This window comes from Nocardiopsis chromatogenes YIM 90109 (assembly GCF_000341185.1).
GTDB classification, from domain to species: domain Bacteria; phylum Actinomycetota; class Actinomycetes; order Streptosporangiales; family Streptosporangiaceae; genus Nocardiopsis_A; species Nocardiopsis_A chromatogenes.
On record NZ_ANBH01000206.1, the window covers coordinates 1 to 23,395 of the forward strand.

Genomic DNA, 23,395 nt, shown 5'->3' on the forward strand with positions numbered 1-23,395 from the left:
GTCTCGGCCAGGTCGCTCAACAGCGTGACCGCGGGGTGCTTGAGGTAGCTGCCGCCGAACACGTGGGTGAGCAGACGGGCGACCGGCGGCAGCAGCGAGTCGGCCATCGTGCCCAGGTGCAGCGGCGTCAGCGGGCGGCCGAGCGACTCCGACTCCAGCCGGGGCAGCTCCCGCTCGGCGTCGAGGGTGACGACCAGATCGTGCGGAGCGATCCGCGCGTGTTCCGGGGCGGCGGTCACCACGCCGGGGTAGTCGAGCTCCCGGTCGGCGGTCGGCCGTTTCCGGTTCAGCCCCGATCCGAACACGCCCGCGAGCTCGGCGGTCAGCGCGCCGTCCCCGGCGGCGGTGACGCCGATCGGTTCCGGTTCGGCACCGGCCGCCTCCAACTGGCGGTGCAGCCGGTTGCGNCGGCGTTCAGCACCAGGTGGGCGGAGTCGTCGGCGGTACGGCCGGGCACGTGCTGGACGAAGCACATCAGCGAGCGCGGCGGCCGGATCCACGCGGGCCAGCCGTCGGCCATCGCGGCGATCCGCGCGGGGTCGGCGTACACCTCGCCGCCGCTCCCGCCCTCGGTGAGCAGGGCGCGCGCGGCCGCGTCCTGCAGGCGGTAGAGCTCCCGCACGCGGTCCAGGCCGCTGGAGCGGCGCAGCAGCGGGTTCGTGGTGAACGCGAGCTCCATCGCGGCCCGCAGCTCACCGGCGTACGGCCCGCCCCCGTCGATCTCCTCGTGGATCGCGCGCTGCAGATCGACCACCGGCAGGCGGCATCCGGGCCCGAACCGCGCGGCCAGGAACGAGCCGAGCACCAGCCGAAGCGGCGCGACCGGGTCGTGGACGGCCAACCAGCGGCGGACGACGTCGAGGTCGTCCAGCGCCGCCCGCCACTCCGGCAGCGCGCACTCCGCGGGGACGCCGGTGTGGACGGCGTTCTCGTGCAGGGTGATCTGGTCCGCGGGGCGCTCCTCCGGGGCCGTCGCGGCCCCGGTCGCCTCCCGTACGGCGTCGGTGAGCGCGGCGACCGTCTCGCGGACAGCGCGCGCCCGGGCCGTTCCGGCGTCGAGGTCGGCGGGCGGGATCGTCCGGCTCAGCTCCAGGTCGAGCGTGCTCGCCAGCTTCCGGCAGGCGTCGAAGCCGTCCGGCGCGGCGCCCCCGAGCCAGTCGGCCAGCTCCGCGAACGGCCGCTCCGCCTGGTCGGCGACCGGCAGCTGCGCCTCCAACAGCCCGCCGGCGCGGAGCTTGTCGACGTACCGGCGGATCGCGTCGGGGTTCCCACCCGAGCGGCCGAGGTGCGCGCACAGCTCCGAGACCGTGAGCGGCCCGTGCTCACGGACGGCCCTCAGGACCGCGGCCACTGTCGCCGAAGCGGGGAGCGAGACGATCGGCTCGTCCCGGCTCGGCGCGAGGAACCGCACCGTGCCGTCGCGCTCGGACGCGCTCGGATTCACCCGTACGACGAGCTCACCGGCCAACCGCGGGTCGCGCGCGAGCGCGTCGCGGACCCGCTCGAAGACGAGCCGGTCGGTTTCGAGCAGCACCCGTGCCTCGCCGGGATCCGGGGGGCGCGTCGTGGGCCGGTCGGTCCACCGGCCGAGGCCGCTGATCGTGAAGGTGCTGTAGGGGCTGGTCTTCGCGGCTGCGCGCGCGACGTACTTCACCAGCCGGTTGACGCTCTTTCGGCGCGGTCGGCGCCCGGGGTCGGCCTGCCATTTCCGCAGCACCGCGTACAGCGACGGGCTGGACAGGGAAAGCGCGTGCAGGAACAGCGGGTCCGCGGTGAGGTCCCGCAGCCGGTCCCGGGCCGCGCGGGTCTCCGCCTCGAGAAGGTCGTGCGCGTCGGCGAGGTGCGCGTGGTGGGCGCGCAGGCGGGTCGCCCAGTCCTCGACCCGGTCGCGCAGCCCGTTCGGCAGCAGGGCCGCGATGTCGTCGTTCCACTCGCGTTCGCCGGGCACTCGGGTCTGGAACACGGCCCGGCGCAGGCCCACGAGCCCGGGTCTGGCGGCCGGATCGCTCAGGCCGCCGATCACGGGGTACAGCTCGTCCGACAGCAGTGCGCCCCGCTCGGTGAGCCGCTCGCGATCGGCGCGGCACGCGTCGAGCAGCGCGAGCGACTCGGTGCACCTCAGCTCGGAGAGCGCGGACAGCGGGAGACCGGCGATGCGTACGGCGGGCGGGGCCTCCACCCCGAGGAGGCCGCGGCGTGGGCCGGGATCGGTTGCTGGCAAGGCGGCTCTCGTCCCTCTCCTGCTGGGAGCCTGGGAGCCCACGCCGGTGGGGCCGCTGCCGACCCCACCGGCGTGGGCGGATCACGCACGGGTCGTCATCAGGAACACGAGCAGCAGGAGCCCTGGTCCAGGCTGCAGCATGACGCGCCGTTCTCCGGGAGGCCGTGTCCGGCGGTCAGCGATTCGACGGTGAGGCCCTTCGACGTCAGCGAGAACACGTCCATGGGCAGGTCGTCGACCTCGAAGTCCACTTGGTCCGGGCTGTCAGGGGATTGCATTGACCACTCCTTATGCCGGCACTCTGTGCTACCACACGCCACGGCTGGAAAGAAAGGATGGGATACCGATCGACTGCGAAGGGCGCGGCATTCTATGGCACTGGAACACAATGCACCAAGGAAAGCGCGGAACGCCTTTCTCAGCCCCCCTCCGCCCCTCGAACCGCCGCCTGCGGGCCGCCGGACCTTGCATGCCGCAGGATCCAGCGTTGGGCGGGAGCGTAAGCGAGATACGGACGATTCGTCAATACCGGAAAATTGCCCCGCGGGTCCGGCGTACGGGGGCGCGCCGGGCCCGGAGCGGGCACCTCCAGGTCAGGCGCTACCAGGCCACCGGAAGCTCGGCCGAGCCGACCGCGAGCCGGGGATCGCGGGGCCGGATCCGGCTCGGTGGAACGGCGAGCCGCATGGCCGGAAAACGCCCGATCAGGGCGTGGAAAAGAATGCCCAGTTGCATGCGGGCCAGCGGCGCGCCCAGACAATAATGCGCACCGGCCCCGAAGATCAGCGCGGTCTTTCCGGACCGGTGTACGTCGAGCCGGTGCGGCGCTTCGATGTGCCGCTCATCGTGGTTCGCAGCATGAATGTCGAGCAGCACCATCTCACCTTTTCGGATCGTGGTCCCGTCGACGGTGACGTCGGTGGCGGCCCAGCGGGGAATCCCGAACGGCGTCTGAGTTCCGGCGGCCGTGATCGCCGAGAGCCGGAGCAGTTCCTCCACGGCGTTCTCGACCAGCGCGGGGTCCTCGCGCACCGCGGCCCACTGGTCGGCGTCGGCCGACAGCCTGACCAGCGAGTCGTCGATCGCGTCCATCGTCGGGCCGACGCCCGCGAGCAGGATCAGGCAGGCCGCCCCGGTCAGCCGCTCCATCGTCCAGTATTCGGGGTCCTCGGTGTGCGCGGCCGCGAGATCGGTCGGCACATCACCGCGCGGCTCGTCGATCCGCCGCCGCACGAGCGTTCCGACGTACGCCGAAAGGCCGGTGAACCCGCGCACCATCCGGCCGGGGTCGTGGTCGCTGATCGCGTCGTACAGCCATCCGTCGAAGTCGGTGCCCTCGTCGTCGGGTACGCCGAACAGCTCGCGCAACACGAGCGGCGGCAGCGGGGCCGACACCAGGCGGTGGAAGTCGGCGGGCGGCGGGGCCGCGGCGAGGTCGTCGAGCAGGCCGTCCACGATCGCCTGGATACGCGGCCGCAGGCCCGCGAGCCGGCGCGCGGACATCGAGCGGCCGACCAGCCTCCGCATCCGCAGGTGATCCTCCGCGGCGTCGGGCGTCCACTGCTGCGGCGGGCCGAAGGGGCCGGACTCGAAGCAGCGCGGCGCGCCCGCCGGGTCCTCGTGGTAGACGTCCAGGCGCGGATCGGTGAGCAGCCGCCGCACCGTGCCGTGGTCGCTGACCAGCCAGGCCGGGTGGCCGCTCGCGGTGGTGGTGAGCCGGACCTCGCCGTGTGCCATCGCGCCGCCCCCGGAGCCGAAGAGAACCCGAAACAGGACCGCCACCCAACCAGGCGGGCCGAGGACCCGCAAGCGGTCGACGGCGCCGAAGCAGCAACGGAGATGGCCGGTCCGCGTCGCACCGACCGACCGGCTCAAGAGGATCGATGAACAGGGTCGCGTTCTTGATGTGCACTTGAGAGCGCACATGTCCGCGATGGGCCCGCCCGGCGAGGGGCCCACGATCCCTCGCCGGGCGGGGTGGCCGCCCTCCCCCTCCGTGCCGGGGCGGCCTGGGAGGCCGCCGGTCCGGGGGCGGCAGGCCATCCTCAACGGCCAAGACCGCCCTGAGCTCTGGGCCGTCATCGACGAAGCCGCGCTACTCCGCCTCGGGGACGGCGAGATGATGCGGGAGCAGGTCCAGCATCTGATCGACGTAGCGGAGGACACGTCGAACTCGGTCACGATCCAAGTACTGGGGATCGACGCCGGACTCCACGCAGGCGTGGGTGGCCCGTTCGTTCTCTTGGACTTCGACGAGGGTATGAACGCGCTCGTCTACATCGAGACGGACACGGACGGGCTCTACCTGGTAGAGGCTTCCGAGGTCGAGCGGTACCGCAAGCTCCTCCTTCACATACAGGTGGCGGCGATGAAGCCTCCGCGCTCCCTGGCGTATCTGAAGGACATGCTCACTTAGAGAGACAACGATGAAACCGATCCCAAGCACAGCGCCCGAACAGTTCCGCAAGTCGTCGTACTCCAGAACGAACGACTGTGTTGAAGTCGCTGACGGCATCGGAGTGAGCGCGGTGCGCGACACCAGACACCGTGCCTTCGGCACGCTGCTGTTCAGCTCCTCCGAGTGGCGAGCGTTCATCCAAGCGACCAAGCGCGGCGAGACCCGATCCCCCGAACCGCATAAAGAGGAGACCCCACCGAAGACAGTGGGGCCTCCTCCAACTCAATCCCGTGATCAGACTACCGTGGCCGACGCCGCGCGGTGGCGATCAGTGTGCCCAACAGTTCGGGGTCAGGGGCGGGGTGAACGCGCACGTCCACGTCGGTGAAGCCGTGCCCGGTCATAATGTCGGCCCACTGTTCGGGCTCGTAGGCCCACCTGTACAACCACACCGGCCGTCCTGTGAACCCGGCCCCGTACATGCCCTGCGCGCCATAGGCGCCGGGAACCGCCGGTGCGTGGGAGAAGACGATCCGTCCGCCCGGCTCCAGGCGGTCGAGAATCAGGGGCAGCAGCCGCCCCGGGTCGGTGAACCACACCGCGCCCCAGATGGAGTAGATGGCGTCCCAACGCCGTCCGCCCGCGCTGGACAGGAAGTCGACCACGTCGGAGCAGGCGAACTCCACGTTCGGCAGGTGCCCCCATCGTTCGGCCGCACGGTCGCACTGAACGGCGGAGACGTCGACCCCGGCGGCATCGATGCCCTTGGAGGCGAGCGCGGCGACGGCATTGCCGCGGCCGAAACCCAGCTCCAGGGCGGTGAGGGGTTCGCCGAGCAGTTCGTCGCCGGGTCCGTGCCCCTCGTACTGACACCAGCCGAAGGCGTTCTTCAGTGCTTCTTCGGGCGACGCGGTGTCGGCCTGGCCATGGCCGTAGCGGTCCCAGTAACCGGCGGGGCTGACGGTCTGCGCGGGGTCAATGCGTGTACTCATCGTCTCCGGTGTCCGTGTGGCGGCTGCGCGATGGCCGACACGGTAGCGCCGGACGCCCCATGATCGCCGGTGAACACGGCAACGGGACCCGAGCGGTGCTCGAGCCCCGCGTGGTCAGGGAGTCAGTGACAGTTGGAGCCGGGGTGGCAGGGGGTGCACTTGGCGCCGTCGCGCTCCCACAGCGGCCAGTCGACGGCGAACCCGTTGTTCTCGACGACGTGCGCAGTATTCATGACCGACCCGTCGTACTTGAATTCGATCTCGGGGGTGTGCTCCAGGAGGCGCCCTCCGAAGTGGCGGTGGCAGAACTCCCGGTAGTTGACCGTGTCGAGGATGAATCCGTGCACAGCGATGTCGATCAGCGGGCCGCAGCCGAGCCCGAGGTGCCGGCCGTGCTCCTCCATGGCGGTGATCAGGTAGGCCACGGCTTGGCCGAAGCAGCGCTCGGCCATGACGGTGTCCCAGGGGTGGTCGCGGGTGAGCAGGGCGATCTCGCGGTCCCACACCACGGCGGGGACGTAGTCGCGGGGGTCGCGGGTGGCGGTGCGGGCCGACTCCGTGGCAGTTGTGATCATCGGGATTCCTCCTTCGAGGGGGACCTGCCGGACACCTTCTAGGAGACGGCCCCGGGCGCGGGGGGCTCAATGACGCAGGGTGAGGGTGGCATTGCCCCGCGGGGCAATGTCTCCGCCGGTGCGGTCGGGCTAGCCTCACACCACCCCCTGTCGGAGGTGCCCATGCCGCCGATCACCCGTCGCCGCCGCGCAGAGCTGGCCCGCGCCGCCGCACAGATCCGTGTCGAGGGCCAGCGCTCAGGCCACAGCGTCCAGGCGGTCGCCGCCGAGATCACCAGGCGCCTGCCGCAGATTCGCCCGCTGGAGGCGCACCGGCACGCCCACGGATGGACCCGCCGCCAGCTCGCCGATGCCGTCGTGGAAGCGCTGCGTGCCCGCGGGCAGGCCGACCCTGGGCTCACCGAGGCACGGATCTGCCGCTGGGAGCACAACGGGGTTCGCCCGTCCGCCGACTACGCAGAGGCGCTGGTCGAGGTGTTCGGTGTTCCCCCGGCGCGCCTTGGCCTGACTGCCCCCGGGTCTGCTTGGTACCGTCAGCCCCACCCGTGCGCCCAGGGAGTCACCATGGCCGACCACTCGCCGCTGACCGCGGTGACCGACAGCATCGTGCTGCACCTGGAAGTGGAGGGCCCTGGCGGCGGACCGCAGAGCCGCGAAGAGGTGTATCGGGCGCTGGAGTACTTCGCCACCCGGTACGGTGACCACCCGCCGACGGTCATGGCCTCAGAAGTACACTGGTGCCGCGGCCTGGTCGTGGGCATGCTCGCCAGGCCCCAGACCGACCGGGACCGCAGAGAACTGCGCACCCTCGCCGGGTGGCTTTCGGTTTTGCTCGGGGACTTCGTGTTCTCGGGTTCCGACTACGAGGGGGCGCTCATCCACCTGGGTACCGGCGCCCGCCTTGGGGCCGACGTGGGTGATGGCCGTCTGGTGAGCTGGAGCGTGGGAGCGCAGTCCATGGTCACCGCCTTCCGCGGCAGGGACGCCGATGCCCTGGAGCTAGCGGTTCAGGCCGGCGATCTCGCCGCAGGACCGCTCCAACAGGCACAGATTGCCGCGTGGTGCGAACTACGGCCGCTAGCGCGCATGGGGCGGGCACGGGAGGCCCGGGACGCGGCCGGGCGGGCACAACGCAGCATGGACGCCGCCGAAGAGGACCCTCGGAACCGCTGGGGGTTCGACCGGCCGGAGTTGCACCAGCACTTGGCCGAGGCGCACCTGACGCTCGGCGACTCGGCGCAGGCGCGCCGCCACGCCGAGGCGGCCCGAAGGCTGAAGCGCACCGGGTCGGGCGGCTGGGCCGCCGCAACCGCGATCCTGGCGCGGGCGGCCGCCGCCGACCGCGACGCAGACGGGGCGGTGGCGCTCGCCGACCAGATCCTCGACACGGTGCCCGCCGAGTCGCTGCGCGAGACCACTCGGCGCCGCCTTCACGCACTTGACACCGACCTCGCCGCTGATCCCGTCCCGGGTTCGGCTGCACGAGCCCTGGCCGACCGACTTCGGACCCTGCCCACTCACGGCCCGATCCAGCGATCCAGCCCGGAGCCCAATGGCCGGTGAGAAGCAGCACTGCTTCGAAGAAGCGCGATACGCCCCTGCGCTTGCCCTTATCACCACAGCACATTAAGCGGACTGGGCCGGGAGCGGCCATGGCACCGAGGATGGCGACGTTCTTGAGCTCGGCTTCCTGGTGTCGCCGCCGTTCGCTGCCTGTATGACCTCCGGCAGCCCCAGCGGGGGGGCGCGGCGCCCGCACCACGGGGGTGGGGTGGGCCCGCCAAGCAGCGGTAACCCACTGCAACGGGCGGTGGGGATGCCTCCTGAACCGACGAACGTGGCAGAAGAACCGTTCATAAGACGATCACGTGGTGGAACCACCCCCTCAAGCGCCCCCGGCACCGCCCGCCTCGCTGACCACGCCGCCTGGTCGGACCGCGGGAGGCCTGCCGCCCGGCGAGCAGCGCCGGGGAACCGCTCAGCTCTTGCCGTCGCCGCCATCCACGGCGACCACGCACACGCCAATCGCCCGACAAGGCTGCCGGAAGGGCCACCAACCCGGGGCGTCAGCAAGAAGCGCGACGCCGCGCCACTGGGTGGTGGGGTGGGCCCGCCAAGCAGCATCGACCCGAAGCAACGCGCGGTGGGGATGCCTCCTGAACCCACTCCCCTGACCACAGCCGGGCGACACGACGGCCATGAGGGGCGGCGGGGGTGCCTCCTTGGGCGCGTTTTGGTGGAGGCGGCGGTCGCGGCCTCGCCCTGGCCGTGACCGCCGTCCTTCCTACTCGCTGTGGCCCTGGCGCATCAGGCCGTACCTCACGGCCTGCTCCAACGCCGTCCACGATGCGTCGATCACGTTCTCGCCCACGCCGACCGTCGTCCACTCGCTGTGGCCGTCGCCGAAGGTCACCAGGATCCGCGTCACCGCGCCGGTCCCTCCGCCCTCCAGGATGCGGACCTTGTAGTCCACCAGCCGCAGTGCCCCCAGCTCGGGGTACACCCCCTCCACGGCCTGGCGCAGGGCCCGGTCCAGTGCGTTCACCGGGCCGTTGCCCTCCGCGGTGGCGATCAGCCGCTCGCCCTTGACGTGCAGCTTCACGGTGGCCTCGCTGACGGCCACCCCGTCCGCGCGGCGTTCGGTGATGACGCGCCAGGACTCGGCGGTGAAGAGCTCGGGGGCTTGGCCCAGTTCCTCGCGTAGCAACAACTCCAAAGAGGCGTCCGCCGCCTCGAAGCTGTACCCGCGGGTCTCCAGCTCCTTGATCCGCTCGACCGCCCGTGCCGCCGGGGCCCGGTCGCCGCCCAGGTCCACGCCCAGCTCCTCGGCCTTCAGCTCGATCGAGGCGCGCCCGGCCATGTCCGAGACCAGCATCCGCATGTCGTTGCCGACCAGCTCCGGGTCGGTGTGCTGGTACAGGTCCGGGTCGACCTTGATCGCCGAGGCGTGCAGCCCCGCCTTGTGCGCGAACGCCGACACCCCCACGTACGGCTGGTGCGTCGCCGGGGCGATGTTCACCAGCTCGGCGACGGCCGTGGAGACCCGGGATGCCTCGGCCAGGCGCCCCTCCGGCAGCACCTTGCGCCCGTGCTTGAGCTCCAGCGCCGCCACGACCGAGAACAGGTCGGCGTTGCCCACCCGCTCCCCGTAGCCGTTGGCGGTGCACTGCACGTGCGTCGCCCCGGCATCGACCGCGGCGAGTGTGTTGGCGACCGCGCACCCGGTGTCGTCCTGGGCGTGCATGCCCAGCCGCGCCCCGGTCCCCTCCAGGGCCTCGGCGACGACCCGCCCGACCCCGGCGGGCAGCATCCCGCCGTTGGTGTCGCACAGCACCGCCACGTCGGCCCCGGCCCCGGCGGCGGTGCACACCGCCTCCAGGGCGTAGGACGGGTCGTACAGGTACCCGTCGAAGAAGTGCTCCAGGTCGACGAAGACCCTGCGCCCCTCGGCCCGCAGGTGCGCCACGGTGTCGGCGATCATCGCCAGGTTCTCCTCCGGCGTGGTGCGCAGCGCGCGTTCCACATGCCGGACGTCGCTCTTGGCCACCAGCGTCACCACGGGAGCACCCGAGTCGCGCAGTGCGGCGACCTGTGGGTCGTCCGCCGCCTGGGCCCCCGGTCGGCGGGTCGCGCCGAACGCGGTGAGCCGCGCGTGTTCCAGGTCGAGCTCTTGTGAAGCCCGCCGGAAGAACTCGGTGTCCTTGGGGTTGGCCCCCGGCCAGCCGCCTTCGATGAAGCCCACCCCGAAGGTGTCGAGCAGCCGCGCGATGGCGAGCTTGTCGGCGACGGTCAGGGTGACCCCCTCGCGCTGGGCGCCGTCGCGCAGGGTGGTGTCGAAGACGTGGAAGCTGTCGTCTGGCATCGGTGGTACTCCCGAGTCGGATGCTGCCCGTGGTGCCGGAGCCCGCCCGTGCGCCGCCAATAAAAAAGACCCCTCGTGGACACGAGAGGTCGGCGCGCCGGCGGGGTCCGTTTTCAGCCGGCGCGCCTGGCGATAATGATCACCTGAGACGGCACGCTGCCAGTCTGCCACAGGGGTTCGGGAAAGCCCGAGTTCACGGCCGAAATGTCTCAGAGTATGAGACCCATTGTCCTGGATCCGGACGTCGTGGCAGGTCCCGGCGGGAGCAGGGCCGGGCCGAGGGCACCACTCAGGCCTTGGGGAAGGTGCGGATCCACCCGTGGGTGTCGGGCCGCTTGCCGTACTGCAGCGCCACCAGCTCCTCGCGCAGCCGCATGGTCACCGGGCCCGGCGCGCCGTCGCCGACGGTGAACTCGCCCTGGGCGCTCTTGACGTGCCCGACCGGGGTGATGACCGCCGCGGTGCCGCACGCGAACACCTCGGTGATCTCCCCGCTCAGCGCGCCCTGGCGCCACTCCTCGGTGGAGATGCGCCCCTCCTCCGCGGGCACTCCCAGCTCCGGCGCGAGCTTGAGCAGCGAGTCGCGGGTGATGCCGGGAAGAAGCGTCCCGGTCAGCCCCGGGGTCAGGATGCGGGCGTCCTCGCCGGAGCCGAAGACGAAGAACAGGTTCATCCCGCCCATCTCCTCGACCCAGCGGTGCTCGACCGCGTCCAGCCACACGCACTGGTCGCAGCCCTGCTCCACCGCCTGGCGCTGGGCCAGGAAGCTGGCGGCGTAGTTGCCCGCGAACTTGGCCTCGCCGGTCCCGCCGGGCGCGGCGCGGGTGTAGTCCTCGCTCAGCCACACGGTCACCGGGCGGACGCCCCCGGAGAAGTACGGCCCCGACGGCGAGGCGATCAGCCCGAACAGGTAGCTCGACGAGGGCCCGTTGACGCCCAGGCCGACCTCGGTGGCGATCATGTAGGGACGCAGGTAGAGGCTGGCGTCCTTCTGGGTGGGGATCCAGTCCCCGTCGTGCTCCAGCAGCAGCTCGATGGAGCGCACGAACAGCTCCTCGGGCAGCTCGGGCATGGCCATGCGCCGCGCGCTGCGGTTCATGCGCTCGGCGTTGGCCTCGGGCCGGAACGCCGCGGCCGTGCCGTCCGGGTGCCGGTAGGCCTTGAGCCCTTCGAAGATCTCCTGTGCGTAGTGCAGTGCCTTGGTGGCCGGGTCGAGCGACAGCGGCCCATAGGGCTCCAGCCGCGCGTCGTGCCACCCCTTCCCCTCGGTGTAGCGGATGGTCACCATGTGGTCGGTGAACACGTTCCCGAACCCGGGGTCGCCCAGCAGCGCCTCTCGCTCCTGCGGGGTCCGCCGCGAGGCCGAGGGCTGGACGTCGAACGTCAACCCGCTTGTGGTGGTGCCGTTGCTCATGGGTTACTCAGGTCCTCTCACCTACGTCGGTCCGGCAGCGCTGCCGGTCCGAAGTCCAGTCTGACGGAATCGGCGCGCCCGCTGCCAGTGCCCGTTCCGGCCGGGCACCGGCGCACTCCGGGCGCGCCCCGAAGGGGAGAGGATCCCCGGCGCGGCCCGCCCGGCGGTGCAGGGCGGGCCGCGCTCACGGCTGCGGCTAGCCCTGCCCGGCTACTCGCCCGGCCAGGTCGTCGCCGATCTGGGCGGTGGTGCGCTCGCCGCCCTCCTTGGCCCGCACCTGCAGGTCCTCGGCGACCGCCGCCTCCACGCGGCGCGCGGCGGCGGGCAGCCCGAGGTGCTCCAGCATCAGGGCGACCGAGAGCACCGTGGCGGTGGGGTCGGCGACGCCCTGGCCCGCGATGTCCGGGGCCGACCCGTGGACCGGCTCGAACATGCTGGGGAAGTCCCCCTCGGGGTTGACGTTCCCGCTGGCGGCCAGGCCGATGCCGCCGGTGACGGCGGCGCCGATGTCGGTGATGATGTCGCCGAACAGGTTGTCGGTGACGATCACGTCGAAGCGCTCGGGGCGGTTCACGAAGAACATCGCCGCCGCGTCCACGTGGCAGTAGTCCACGGTGACCCGCGGGTACTCGGCGCCGACCTCCCGGACGGTGCGCTGCCACAGGTCTCCGGCGTAGGAGAGCACGTTGTCCTTGTGCACCAGGGTGAGGTGGCGGCGGGGCCGCTCGGCCGCCTTGGCGAAGGCGTAGCGCACGACCCGCTCCACGCCCATGCGGGTGTTGACGCTGTCCTGGGTGGCGATCTCGTCCGGGGTGCCCTTGCGCAGCACCCCGCCCATCCCGGCGTAGGGCCCCTCGGTGCCCTCGCGGACCACGAGCATGTCGATGTCCTCGGGGGCCCGGTCGGCCAGCGGGGTGGCCACGCCCGGGTACAGCTTGACCGGGCGCAGGTTGGCGTAGTGAGCGAAGGCGAAGCGCAGCCGCAGCAGCAGCCCGCGCTCCAGCACCCCGCTGGGCACCGAGGGGTCGCCCACGGCGCCCAGCAGGATCGCGTCGTGGCCGCGCAGCTCGGCCTCCACCGCGTCGGTGAGCGTCTCGCCGGCGGCGTGGTACCGGCGCGCCCCCAGGTCGTACTCGGTGGTCGCGACGGCGAGGTCGTCCCCGGCGGCGGCCGAGAGCACCTTCAGGCCCTCGGCGACGACCTCGGGGCCGATCCCGTCGCCGGGGATGACGGCCAGATTCACGCTGCGCGCAGCCATGTGCCCTGCCTATCGGGTCGGGCCGGCCCCGGCACGTCTCACATGCCGAGACCGGCGTTGCGGTCTCTGAGACAACTGTAGCGCCTCAGCGCTCCTGGGGCGCCCCGTTGTCCCTGCGCTCGAAGGCGTCCTGCAGCGCGCGGGCGGTCTCGTCGCGGTCCTCGGCCGGGGTGTCTGCGGTGTCGTACACGGCGGTCCTCACAAGCGTCGTGGAGTGGAGCGGAAAGAAGGAACGGCAGAAGGGATGACGCGTGCGGTCGCACTCGAAAGGTCGCGCATGGGTGGCACCCGCGGAAGTGGTCCTGCGGGGCGGCGCCGGACCCGGGCCCGAGTTGCGGGCGGGGGCGGCGGGGCGCGTGGCCGCGGCACGGAGTCGCGCCGACGGATTTACTCGGACGACAGAATATCGGATGTCCGACCTTCTTACCAGGCGCCAGGGGTGATTCGGCGGGGGGAATCCGAGCAAAAGCGGCGGGGGGGGGCCCNAGCGCAGAGGGTGCGCAGTGCCTTGCACCGCGCAGGAGGGATCAGTCCTCCAGGTCCACCTGGCGGGTGGTCTCGGCGCGGATCTCGGTGGAGATCGCCTCCAGCGTGGCGGCCGGGATCGCCGAGTCGACGGTGAGGATGATCAGCGCCTTGCCGCCCTGCTCGTCCCGGCTGACCTGCATGCCCGCGATGTTCACCGCGGACTCGCCGAGCAGCGCGCCCACGGTGCCCACGATGCCCGGGCGGTCGTCGTAGGACAGGAACGCCATGTGGTCGCTGAGCGCGATCTCCATGCTGTACCCGTTGACCTCGACGAGCTTCTCGGTGTGCCGCGGCCCGGTCAGGGTCCCCGACACCGCCACCCGGCGGCCGTCGGCCAGCACGCCGCGCACGGTGATCAGGTTGCGCCAGTCGGAGTCGCCGTCGCCGGTGGACAGCGTCACCTCCACCCCCCGCTCCTTGGCCAGCAGCGGGGCGTTGACGAAGGTCACCGCCTCCTCGACTACGGGTCCGAACACGCCCTTGAGCGCGGCCAGCTCCACGACCTTCACGTCGTGCGCGGCGATCTCGCCCCGCACCTCGACGTCGATGCGGTCGGGCAGCCCCCCGGCCAGCGAGGTGAAGATCCGGCCCAGCTTCTCGGCCAGCGGCAGCCCCGGCTTGACCTCCTCGGCCACCGAGCCGCCCTGCACGTTGACCGCGTCCGGCACGAACTCCCCGGCCAGCGCCAGCTTGACCGAGCGGACCACCTGGGTCCCGGCCTTCTCCTGGGCCTCGTGGGTGCTGGCGCCCAGGTGCGGGGCGACCACCACGTTCTCGAACTCGAACAGCGGGCTGTCGGTGCACGGCTCGCTGGCCCACACGTCGATGCCCGCGCCGGCCACCCGGCCCTCCTTGATGGCCCGGTAGAGCGCGTCCTCGTCGAGGATGCCGCCGCGCGCGGCGTTGATCACCCGCACCTCGGGCTTGACCTTGTGCAGCGCCTCGTCGCCGATCAGGCCCAGGGTGTCCTTGTTCTTGGGCAGGTGGATCGTGATGAAGTCCGAGCGCCGCAGCAGCTCGTCCAGGCTCACCATCTCCACGCCCATCTGCGCCGCCCGGGCGGGCTGCACGAACGGGTCGTAGGCGATGAGCTTGGTGCCGAACGCCGACAGGCGCTGGGCGACCAGGGCGCCGATGCGGCCCAGGCCGACCACGCCCACCGTCTTGTCGTAGACCTCCACCCCGGTGTACTTGGACCGCTTCCACTCCCCGTTCACCAGGGCGTTGTGCGCGGGGGCGGTGTTGCGGGCGCTGGCCAGCAGCAGGTTCACCGCCTGCTCGGCGGCGCTGACGATGTTGGAGGTGGGGGCGTTGACGACCAGCACGCCGGCCTTGGTGGCGGCGTCCACGTCGACGTTGTCCAGGCCGACCCCCGCACGGGCGACGACCTTGAGCTTCGGAGCGGCCGCGAGCGCCTCGGCGTCCACCTGGGTGGCGCTGCGCACGATCAGCGCGTCCACGTCGGCGAGGGCCGGGAGCAGCTGGGACCGGTCCGCGCCGGTGGTGTGGCGGACGTCGAAGTCCCCCTCCAGGAGAGCGAGTCCGGCGGGCGAGAGTTCTTCCGCGACGAGTACGGAGGGCTTGGGCACAGCGTGATCCTTATGGTTGCCAGTCGGTCTCTGTCGGGTGCGTCGGCCGTGAAAAGTCTAGTCCGCAGGTCGGGATCGCGGGCGGGGAGGGCGCGGGTTGTGATCCTTCCCCGCATGCGGCGGGGGCGGGCGGCGCGTGCGCCGCCCGCCCCCGGGGCCCAGCACCCGGCGCCGGTCCTCAGCCCTTCAGCCAGCTCATCAGCGGACGCAGCTCGGCGCCGACCTTCTCGATCGGCTCGGCCTGCTCGGCCTCGCGCCGCTTGAGGAAGTTGGGCCGCCCGGCGTCGAACTCGGCCACCAGCTCGCGCGCGTAGGTGCCGTCCTGCACCTCGGCCAGGATGCGCCGCATCTCCTCGCGGCTCTGCTCGGTGACCACCCGCGGGCCGCGGGTGTAGCCGCCGTACTCGGCGTTGTCCGAGACCGACCAGTTCATCTTGGAGATGCCGCCCTCGTACATGAGGTCGACGATCAGCTTGACCTCGTGCAGGCACTCGAAGTAGGCGACCTCGGGCTGGTACCCGGCCTCGGTGAGGGTGGAGAACCCGGCCTTGATCAGCTCGGCCAGGCCGCCGCAGAGCACGGCCTGCTCGCCGAACAGGTCGGTCTCGGTCTCCTCCTCGAAGGTGGTCTTCAGCGCGCCCGCGCGGGTGCCGCCGATGCCCTTGGCATACGACAGCGCCAGGTCCCAGGCCGAGCCGGAGGCGTCCTGCTGGACGGCGACCAGCACCGGCACGCCGCGCCCCTCCTCGAACTGGCGGCGCACCAGGTGGCCCGGCCCCTTGGGGGCGACCATGGCCACGTCCACGTCGGCCGGCGGCTGGATCAGGCCGTAGCGGATGCTGAAGCCGTGCCCGAAGAAGAGCGCGTCGCCCGGGCTCAGGTTGGGCGCGATCTCCTCGGCGTACAGGTCGCGGTGGATGTGGTCGGGGACCAGCACCATGACCAGGTCGGCCTCGCGGGTGGCCTCGGCGGGGGTGAGCACCCGCAGGCCCTCCTCCTCGGCCTTGGCCCGGCTCTTGGACCCCTCGGCCAGGCCGATGCGCACGTCCACCCCGGAGTCGCGCAGCGACAGCGCGTGCGCGTGCCCCTGGCTGCCGTAGCCGATCACGGCGACCTTGCGCCCCTGGACCGCGCTCAGGTCGGCGCTGTCGTCGTAGTACATCTGTGCTGCCACGTCGGCGTGCTCCTTGCTCGTGTTCTGCTTCGTCTTGTCGCGCCCGCTCTGTGCGCGCGCCCGGGGTCAGGCGCTCCGCTCCACCGGGCGCAGCGAGCGGTCCGTGATCGACCGCGGGCCCCGGCCCAGGGCCACCATGCCCGACTTGACCAGTTCCTTGATCCCGTAGGGCTCCAGGTTGCGGACCAGCGCGTCGAGCTTCTCGGGTTTGCCGGTGGCCTCGATGACGACGACGTCGGCGGAGACGTCGACGATGTTCGCGCGGAACAGCTCCGCGGTCTGGATCACGTGGGGGCGGCTGGCGGCGTCGGCCTTGACCTTGGCCAGCAGCAGCTCCCGGCGGACCGATGCGTCGTCGTCCATCTCGACGATCTTGATGACGTTCACGAGCTTGTTGAGCTGCTTGGTCACCTGCTCCAAGGGGTGGCGGTCGCAGTTGACCACGATCGTCATGCGGGACAGTCCCTCGTACTCGGTGGTACTGACGCTGAGGGAGTGGATGTTGAAGCCGCGGCGCGAGAACAGCGCCGAGGCGCGGGCGAGGATGCCCGGGGTGTCCTCGACGAGGACGGAGAGCGTGTGCTGGCTCATGGGGACGGGTGCCCTTTCTGCTCGTCTCGTCGCCTACTCAGTCCTCGTCGCCCCAGTCCGGCGCCATGTCGCGCGCGTACTGGATGTCGTCGTTGCTCACGCCCGGCCCGACCATGGGCCAGACCATCGCGTCGTGGTGGACGGTGAAGTCGACCACGACCGGGGCGTCGTCGACGGCCATCGCCTTCTCGATGGTGGCGTCGACGTCCTCGGGCCGCTCGCACCGCAGTCCGACACAACCGTACGCCTCGGCCAGGCGCACGAAGTCGGGGATGCGGACCTTCTCCTCCTCGGCCGGGGAGGTCTGCAGGTTCGTGTTGGAGTAGCGGCCCTCGTAGAACAGGGTCTGCCACTGGCGGACCATGCCCAGGTTGCCGTTGTTGACCACCGCGACCTTGATCGGGATGCCCTCGATGGCGCAGGTGGCCAGCTCCTGGTTGGTCATCTGGAAGCACCCGTCGCCGTCGACCGCCCACACGGTGCGGCCCGGCTCGCCGACCTGGGCGCCCAGCGCCGCCGGGACGGAGAAGCCCATGGTGCCCAACCCGCCGGAGTTGAGGAAGGATCCGGGGCGCTCGTGCCCGATGAACTGGGCCGCCCACATCTGGTGCTGGCCGACCCCGGCGACGTAGGTGGCCTCGGGCCCGGCGATCTCGCCCAGGCGGCGGATGACGTGCTGCGGGGCCAGCCCGCCCTCCTCGGCCGGCTCGTACCCCAGCGGGTACTCCTCGCGCAGCCGGTTCAGCTGCGCCCACCAGGACCCGTAGTCGCCCTGGCGGCCCTCGGACTGGTCCTTGCGCACGGCGACCACCAAGTCGGCCAGGACCTCCCGGCAGTCGCCGACGATCGGCACGTCGGCGTGGCGGTTCTTGGAGATCTCCGCCGGGTCGATGTCGGCGTGGACCACGGCCGCGTCCTTGGCGAAGCTGTCCAGCCGCCCGGTGACCCGGTCGTCGAAGCGGGCGCCGAGCGCGACCACCAGGTCGGCCTGCTGCAGGGCGCCGACCGCCGGGACGGTGCCGTGCATGCCCGGCATGCCCAGGTGCTGGGGGTGGGAGTCGGGGAAGACCCCGCGCGCCATCAGGGTGGTGACGACCGGGACGCCGGTCAGCTCGGCCAGCACCCGCAGCTCCTGGTGGGCCCCGGCGCGCAGCACCCCGCCGCCGACGTAGAGCACCGGGCGGCGGGCCTCGGCGATCAGCCGGGCGGCCTCGCGGACCTGCTTTCCGTGCGGCTTGGTCACCGGCCGGTAGCCGGGCATGTCGAGCCGCTGCGGCCAGGCGAACTCCGACTCGGCCTGCAGGGCGTCCTTGGCGATGTCGACCAGGACCGGCCCGGGGCGGCCGGTGGAGGCGATGTGGAACGCCTCGGCGATGGTCCGCGGGATCTCGGCCGCGTCCTTGACGAGGAAGTTGTGCTTGGTGATGGGCATCGTGATGCCGCTGATGTCGGCCTCTTGGAAGGCGTCGGTGCCGATCATGGGGGTGGCGACCTGGCCGGTGATGGCGACCATCGGGACCGAGTCCATGTGGGCGTCGGCGATGGGGGTGACCAGGTTGGTGGCGCCCGGGCCGCTGGTGGCCATGCAGACCCCGGGGCGGCCGGTGGCGTAGGCGTACCCCTCGGCCGCGTGCCCGGCGCCCTGCTCGTGGCGCATCAGGATGTGCCGGACCCGCCGGGAGTCGTAGAGCGGGTCGTAGGCCGGGAGGATCGCCCCGCCGGGGATCCCGAACACCACGTCCACGCCGGCGTGCTCCAGTGACCTGATCAGCGAACGTGCTCCGGTCATGCGCTCGGTCATCGAAAGATCCTTCGGTCGCGATCCAGGGGGTCCAGCCGTGGCAACAAAAAACCCTCCACCGCGGGTGCGGTCGGAGGGTGGCGCGCAGCAGCGTCGACTCGGTCAGCTGGCTGCGCGCCGACCAAGTACGAGAATGAGGGTGGTGTTGCTCTGCACGGTGTCAACCTTGGCGAACGCGGGGGCGGGCGTCAACCGAATCCGGATTTTGTCTCACCATTCGAGATGTGATGTGTCGCATACCGACCCCGCGAAGGCGTCGATATCCCCCACTTGACCTGCACAGATACCGCACTCATGCGAGCGTGCCGCACCATGGGTCCACATTTCGGACAGGAAGGCACCCGTCAGAGCGGGATGCCCGCGCCGCCGCCCACGAGCGCCTCCACGCCCGCGGCCGCCATCGGGCGGGCCACCAGGAACCCCTGGCCGTGGCCGCACCCCATGGAGCGCAGCTTCTCCAGCTGCTCGGGCCGCTCGATCCCCTCGGCCACCACCTGGACCCCCAGGTCCTGGCCGAGCCGCACGATGGTGTGGGTGAGCAGCGTGACGGTGCCGTCGGCGCCCAGGTCCCGCACGAACGACGGGTCGATCTTGATCTCGTCCACCCGCAGCTCGCGCAGGTGCGCCAGGGACGCGTACCCCATCCCGAAGTCGTCGATGGCCAGCCGCACCCCCAGCCGCCGCAGCGCCGAGAGCCGCTCCACGGCCTCCCCGGGGTCCTCCAGCAGGACCTCCTCGTCGACCTCCAGCGTCAGCACCCGCGCCGGAAGGCCGCTCTCCTCCAGCGCGTCGGCGACCGTCTCCACGAAGCGCGGCGAGAGGATCTGGCGCACCGACAGGTTCACGCTCAGCCCGATGTCCCACTCCGCGGCCCGCCACAGCGCCACCTTGGCGCAGGCCTCCCGCAGCACCCACTCGCCCAGCGGCACGATCAGCCCGGACTCCTCGGCGGCGCCGATGAACTCCTCGGGCAGGAGCAGCCGCTCGGCGCCCTCGCCGCCCCCGTCCCCGTCGGCGTCGGCGTCGGCGTCGGCGTCGGCCGGGTCGGTGCGGCGCCAGCGCACCAGCGCCTCGACCGCGGTCACCTGCGAGCTCTCCAGGTCCACCACCGGCTGGTACTCCAGGGTGAACTCCCGGTCGGCGAGCGCCTGGCGCAGCCGCGCCTGCAGCTCCAGGCGCCCCACCACCTGGGCGTGCATGTCGGCGGCGTAGACCTCCAGCCGCCCGCCGCCCTGCTCCTTGGCGCGCGCCAGCGCCATGTCGGCGTTGCGCATCAGCTCACCGGCGTCCATCCCGGACTCGGCGAAGGCCACCCCGGAGCTGGCGGTGAGCACCACCTCGCGGTCGGCCACCTGGAACGGCTCGGCGGCGATCGCCCGCCCGAGGCGCTCGGCCAGGTCGACCACGCGCTGGGCGTGCGCGCCGCCCTCGACCAGCACCGCGAACTCGTCCCCGCCCCACCGGGCCAGGGTCATGCCGGAGGCGGCCGCCGCGCGCAGCCGCCGCGCCGCCTGCGCCAGCAGGTAGTCGCCGAAGGTGTGCCCGGCCGAGTCGTTCACCGCGGTGAACCCGTCCAGGTCGAGGAAGATCGCGGCGATCTCGCCGTGCGCGGGCTCCTCGCCCGAGGCGGCCGCCCGCTCCCGGCGGGCGATCATGTCCCGGGCCCGCTCCTCCAGGTAGGCCCGGTTGGGCAGGCCGGTGATGCCGTCGTGGAACGTCAGGTGGTTGACCTGGTCCTCCAGCGCCACCTGGGCGCTGATGTCGCGGGTGGTCACCAGCAGCCGGTCCGGCTCGCCGGGCTGCTCGTACAGCGACAGGGTGGACTCGGTGTGCCGCCAGGTGCCGTCCCCGGCCCGCACCCGCAGCCGCAGGTGCACGCTGTCGGCGCCGCCGTGCCCCCGCTCGAACAGGCGCGCCGCCTCGGCGGTGCGCGGCAGGTCCTCCGGGTGCACGATCGCCGTCACCGGCTCGGCCGCCAGGTCGTCCAGCGTGTAGCCGAACGCCTCGGGCGCGCCGGGGCTGACGTAGAACACCCCGCCGTCGTCCTCCAGGATGAGGATGACGTCGCCGCTGTTGCGCGCCAGCTCGTGGAAGTGCGCCTCGCGGGTGAGCACCATCCGGTTCAGGGTGCCGTTCTCCTCCAGCATCCCCGACATGCGCACCAGCAGCACCAGAACCGCCGACCCGGCGGCCAGCGGCAGCACCGCCGCCACCCCGGGCAGGCCCAGCGCCGCCACCGTCAGCACCACCGTGGCCACCCCGATCGCGGCGATCGCCGCGATCTCGGGGGCGAAGCGGTACAGCCCGCGGCCGGTGATCCGGCGCGGGCGCGCCCCGGCCCGGTCCCGGATCAGCCACGGCAGCGCGCCCAGCAGCGCGAAGCCCAGCAGCCGCACCGGGTACTCGATCCCCCCGGCCGGGGCGTCGCCGGTCAGCCGGGTGACCGCGCCGATCAGGTCGGCCCCGGCCACGATGACGAACGCCGCCATCGCGATCACCACGGCCCGGCGGGTGCTGTGCGGCGAGGTGAAGGCCAGCGGCGCGATCAGGCACAGCACCGCGATGTCGGCGACCGGGTAGACCAGCGCGAAGCCCAGGTACTCGCCGCCCTCGCCCAACTCGCTGTACAGGCGCGCGAACAGCAGCAGCCAGACCACCGCGAACAGCGCGGCGGCCGCCACGTAGGAGTCGGTCAGGTGCCGGGTGGCCGGGCGCAGCCCCTGCGGCAGCGGGGCCAGCCGGGTGAACCCGAGCGCGAACAGCGCCAGCGCCACCAGGCTGAACAGGTCGCCCAGGGTGAGCGAGACCGCCGGACTGGTGGTGAGCAGCCCGGTCACGGCCGAGGTGGCCGCCCCGGCGCTCCAGGCGGCCGCGGCCAGCCCCAGATAGCGCAGCGCGGCGGTGCCGTCGGCGCCGTCGGAGACCATCGGGTCGTCGGCGGCGGTCCCCGCCCGGCGCCGGGCGCTGGTCAGCAGGGACACCGCGGCCAGCGCGGCGGCCACCGCGATGGGCCAGTGGCCCAGCCGCGAGGTCAGCGTCGTCCCCGGCGCCACCTGCACCAGCGTGCCCAGCGCGTAGACCACGGTGAGCACCGCGACCGCGCCGAGCCAGAGCCGCTGGTCGCCCTTGGCGACGGCCGTCTTCATGGGCACCCTTCCGGTCGTTGGCGCAGGGCGTGCCGCCTCCGCGGCACGGGCCGGGAGCGACCAGGCTATTCACCCAAGGTCACGCTCGGGTTGAGGGACGGCACCGGCCCTTGATCAGGAGCCGATCCGCTCCAGGATGAGCTCGCGCGCGCGGGCCGCGTCGGCCTGCCCCCGGGTCGCCTTCATCACGTCCCCGACCAGCTTGCCCGCGGCGGCGGCCTTGCCGCCGCGGATCTTCTCCACGACGTCCGGGTTGTCGGCGATCACCTGGTCGACCACCGCGCCCAGCGCCGAGTCGTCGCTGACCACCTTCAGCCCGCGCGCCTCGACCACCTCGTCCGGGGAGCCCTCCCCGGCCAGCACCCCGTCGACGACCTGGCGTGCCAGCTTGTTGGTCAGGTCGCCGGAGGAGACCAGCGCGCACACCCGGGCCACCTGCCCGGGGGTGATCGCCAGCGCCGCCAGCTCCGTCTCGGACTCGGCGGCGCGGCGGGACAGCTCGTTCAGCCACCACTTGCGGGCGTCGCCCGAGTCGGCCCCCGCCGCCACGGTCGCCTCGACCAGCTCGATGGCGTCGGCGTTGACCAGGTCCCGCAGCTCCTCGTCGCTGAGGCCCCACTCGGCGCGCACCCGCGCGCGCTGGGCCGCCGGAAGCTCGGGCAGGCCCGCGCGCAGCTCCTCGACCCACTCGGCGCCCGGCGCGACCGGCACCAGGTCGGGGTCGGGGAAGTAGCGGTAGTCCTGCGCCTCCTCCTTGCTGCGGCCCGAGACCGAGGTTCCGGTGTTCTCCTGGAAGTGGCGGGTCTCCTGGACGATGCGGCCCCCGGCGTCGAGCACCCCGGCCTGCCGCTCGATCTCCGAGCGCACCGCGCGCTCCACCGAGCGCAGCGAGTTGACGTTCTTGGTCTCGGTGCGCGTGCCCCACTCCCCCGCGCCGTTGGGGTTGACCGACACGTTCACGTCGCAGCGCAGGGAGCCCTCCTCCATGCGCACGTCCGAGATGCCCAGCGAGCGCGCCAGTGCGCGCAGCTCGGCCACGTAGGCGCGGGCCACCTGGGGTGCCAGGTCCCCGGCGCCCGGGATCGGCTTGGTGACGATCTCCAGCAGCGGGATCCCGGCGCGGTTGTAGTCCACGTTGGAGTGGCTGGCGCCGTGGATCCGGCCGGTGGCGCCGCCCACGTGGGTGCTCTTGCCGGTGTCCTCCTCCATGTGGACCCGCTCGATCTCCACGCGGAAGGTGCGCGGCCCCTCGGGCGTGTCGACCTCCACGTCGAGCGCGCCGTCGCTGCACAGCGGCTCGTCGTACTGGGAGATCTGGTAGTTCTTCGGCATGTCCGGATAGAAGTAGTTCTTCCGGGCGAAGCGGCACCAGGAGGCGATCGAGCAGTCCAGCGCCAGGCCCAGCCGGATCGCGCTCTCCACCGCCTTGGCGTTGGCCACCGGCAGGGCGCCGGGCAGGGCCAGGCACACCGGGCACACCTGCGTGTTGGGCTCGGCGCCGAACGCGGTCGGGCAGGAGCAGAACATCTTCGAGGCGGTGCCCAGCTCGATGTGCACCTCCAGCCCGAGGACCGGCTCGTACCGCCGCACCGCGTCGTCGTACGCCACCGGCGCCGCGCCCGCGGCAGTGCCGTTCGTTACCGCGCTGACCATCGCCGCACTACCCGTTTCCGTCGTCGAATCTCCTCCCGCGCACCTGCGGGACCTCGGTGAGAAGCCTACCGATGGCCGGGCACCGGCGACGACGCCCCGGCCCGGGGGCCCACACCCTGTGTCGGAACCGTGTCGCACACCGAGCGCGGAATGTCACAGCACGCGCACGATTCGGCTCCGACGCGCGGTTCCT

The 23,395-nt window shown here is 72.2% G+C and carries 17 protein-coding genes and 1 pseudogene; 3 read left to right on the plus strand and 15 right to left on the minus strand.

What is annotated here, in order from left to right; genetic code table 11:
- The 4 genes from D476_RS33905 to D476_RS0119735 all read right to left on the minus strand — a co-directional run.
- Positions 1-386, minus strand: a 386-nt coding sequence (locus D476_RS33905; RefSeq protein WP_040726701.1) for a hypothetical protein, incomplete at its 3' end; no start/stop codon positions are given.
- A complete protein-coding gene (locus D476_RS0119725; RefSeq protein WP_083939583.1) occupies positions 323-2,263 on the minus strand; it encodes a lantibiotic dehydratase in 1,941 nt (646 codons plus the stop codon). The genes D476_RS0119725 and D476_RS33905, both read right to left, overlap by 64 nt.
- Before the next feature lie 56 nt (positions 2,264-2,319).
- Entirely contained in the window at positions 2,320-2,499 is a 180-nt protein-coding gene (locus D476_RS0119730) for a thiomuracin/GE37468 family thiazolyl RiPP peptide (RefSeq protein ID WP_017625652.1), read from the minus strand.
- A gap of 322 nt (positions 2,500-2,821) precedes the next feature.
- Positions 2,822-4,096, minus strand: a complete 1,275-nt coding sequence (locus D476_RS0119735; protein WP_152529396.1) for a cytochrome P450 — start codon at positions 4,094-4,096, stop codon at positions 2,822-2,824.
- 49 nt (positions 4,097-4,145) lie between these two features.
- Here D476_RS0119735 and D476_RS0119740 point away from each other — a divergent pair, with 49 nt between their 5' ends.
- Positions 4,146-4,637 (plus strand): DUF5753 domain-containing protein, encoded by a 492-nt coding sequence (locus D476_RS0119740; protein WP_239648764.1) that lies wholly within the window; start codon positions 4,146-4,148, stop codon positions 4,635-4,637.
- A gap of 10 nt (positions 4,638-4,647) precedes the next feature.
- The gene (locus D476_RS39945) at positions 4,648-5,007 is read left to right on the plus strand and encodes a DUF397 domain-containing protein (protein WP_083939585.1); all 360 of its coding nucleotides are present in this window, start codon (positions 4,648-4,650) and stop codon (positions 5,005-5,007) included.
- Here the strand turns inward: D476_RS39945 and D476_RS0119745 are convergent.
- Positions 4,919-5,611 carry a class I SAM-dependent methyltransferase gene (locus D476_RS0119745; protein WP_017625655.1) on the minus strand — a complete coding sequence of 231 codons (693 nt, stop codon included), beginning with the start codon at positions 5,609-5,611 and terminating at the stop codon, positions 4,919-4,921. The two genes, D476_RS39945 and D476_RS0119745, sit on opposite strands and share 89 nt — an antisense overlap.
- Positions 5,612-5,733: 122 nt before the next feature.
- Positions 5,734-6,186 (minus strand): glycine-rich domain-containing protein, encoded by a 453-nt coding sequence (locus D476_RS0119750; protein WP_017625656.1) that lies wholly within the window; start codon positions 6,184-6,186, stop codon positions 5,734-5,736.
- Positions 6,187-6,348: 162 nt separating this feature from the next.
- Between D476_RS0119750 and D476_RS0119755 the strand changes: the two genes are divergently transcribed.
- Entirely contained in the window at positions 6,349-7,749 is a 1,401-nt protein-coding gene (locus tag D476_RS0119755; protein ID WP_017625657.1) for a helix-turn-helix domain-containing protein, read from the plus strand.
- A gap of 721 nt (positions 7,750-8,470) precedes the next feature.
- Here the strand turns inward: D476_RS0119755 and cimA are convergent.
- From cimA to gatB, 9 genes and pseudogenes are all read right to left on the minus strand, one after another.
- Complete coding sequence (cimA, locus tag D476_RS0119760; RefSeq protein ID WP_017625658.1) at positions 8,471-10,048, minus strand: citramalate synthase; 1,578 nt, start codon at positions 10,046-10,048, stop codon at positions 8,471-8,473.
- Between the two features lie 289 nt (positions 10,049-10,337).
- Positions 10,338-11,462: a branched-chain amino acid aminotransferase gene (locus D476_RS0119765; RefSeq protein WP_017625659.1), complete on the minus strand. Its 1,125-nt coding sequence runs from the start codon at positions 11,460-11,462 to the stop codon at positions 10,338-10,340.
- 196 nt (positions 11,463-11,658) lie between these two features.
- The gene (locus tag D476_RS0119770; protein WP_017625660.1) at positions 11,659-12,720 is read right to left on the minus strand and encodes a 3-isopropylmalate dehydrogenase; all 1,062 of its coding nucleotides are present in this window, start codon (positions 12,718-12,720) and stop codon (positions 11,659-11,661) included.
- A gap of 527 nt (positions 12,721-13,247) precedes the next feature.
- Positions 13,248-14,837, minus strand: a complete 1,590-nt coding sequence (serA, locus tag D476_RS0119780; protein ID WP_017625662.1) for a phosphoglycerate dehydrogenase — start codon at positions 14,835-14,837, stop codon at positions 13,248-13,250.
- Between the two features lie 178 nt (positions 14,838-15,015).
- Positions 15,016-16,017, minus strand: a pseudogene (gene ilvC / locus D476_RS0119785) (ketol-acid reductoisomerase); the annotation flags it as partial.
- Between the two features lie 60 nt (positions 16,018-16,077).
- Positions 16,078-16,602: an acetolactate synthase small subunit gene (ilvN, locus tag D476_RS0119790; protein ID WP_017625664.1), complete on the minus strand. Its 525-nt coding sequence runs from the start codon at positions 16,600-16,602 to the stop codon at positions 16,078-16,080.
- 37 nt (positions 16,603-16,639) lie between these two features.
- Positions 16,640-18,403, minus strand: a complete 1,764-nt coding sequence (locus D476_RS0119795) for an acetolactate synthase large subunit (RefSeq protein WP_017625665.1) — start codon at positions 18,401-18,403, stop codon at positions 16,640-16,642.
- 344 nt (positions 18,404-18,747) lie between these two features.
- Positions 18,748-21,549, minus strand: a complete 2,802-nt coding sequence (locus D476_RS0119800; RefSeq protein WP_017625666.1) for a putative bifunctional diguanylate cyclase/phosphodiesterase — start codon at positions 21,547-21,549, stop codon at positions 18,748-18,750.
- A gap of 114 nt (positions 21,550-21,663) precedes the next feature.
- Positions 21,664-23,202: an Asp-tRNA(Asn)/Glu-tRNA(Gln) amidotransferase subunit GatB gene (gatB, locus tag D476_RS0119805; RefSeq protein WP_017625667.1), complete on the minus strand. Its 1,539-nt coding sequence runs from the start codon at positions 23,200-23,202 to the stop codon at positions 21,664-21,666.
- Between the last annotated feature and the right edge of the window lie 193 nt (positions 23,203-23,395).

Coding starts and splice junctions, on each gene's coding strand:
- D476_RS0119730 (WP_017625652.1), bottom strand. CDS start 2,499: ATGCAATCCCCTGACAGCCCGGACCAAGTGGACTTCGAGGTCGACGAC.
- D476_RS0119740 (WP_239648764.1), top strand. CDS start 4,146: ATGTCCGCGATGGGCCCGCCCGGCGAGGGGCCCACGATCCCTCGCCGG.
- D476_RS39945 (WP_083939585.1), top strand. CDS start 4,648: ATGAAACCGATCCCAAGCACAGCGCCCGAACAGTTCCGCAAGTCGTCG.
- D476_RS0119745 (WP_017625655.1), bottom strand. CDS start 5,611: ATGAGTACACGCATTGACCCCGCGCAGACCGTCAGCCCCGCCGGTTAC.
- D476_RS0119750 (WP_017625656.1), bottom strand. CDS start 6,186: ATGATCACAACTGCCACGGAGTCGGCCCGCACCGCCACCCGCGACCCC.
- D476_RS0119755 (WP_017625657.1), top strand. CDS start 6,349: ATGCCGCCGATCACCCGTCGCCGCCGCGCAGAGCTGGCCCGCGCCGCC.
- cimA (WP_017625658.1), bottom strand. CDS start 10,048: ATGCCAGACGACAGCTTCCACGTCTTCGACACCACCCTGCGCGACGGC.
- D476_RS0119765 (WP_017625659.1), bottom strand. CDS start 11,462: ATGAGCAACGGCACCACCACAAGCGGGTTGACGTTCGACGTCCAGCCC.
- D476_RS0119770 (WP_017625660.1), bottom strand. CDS start 12,720: ATGGCTGCGCGCAGCGTGAATCTGGCCGTCATCCCCGGCGACGGGATC.
- ilvN (WP_017625664.1), bottom strand. CDS start 16,602: ATGAGCCAGCACACGCTCTCCGTCCTCGTCGAGGACACCCCGGGCATC.
- D476_RS0119795 (WP_017625665.1), bottom strand. CDS start 18,403: ATGACCGAGCGCATGACCGGAGCACGTTCGCTGATCAGGTCACTGGAG.
- D476_RS0119800 (WP_017625666.1), bottom strand. CDS start 21,549: ATGAAGACGGCCGTCGCCAAGGGCGACCAGCGGCTCTGGCTCGGCGCG.
- gatB (WP_017625667.1), bottom strand. CDS start 23,202: ATGGTCAGCGCGGTAACGAACGGCACTGCCGCGGGCGCGGCGCCGGTG.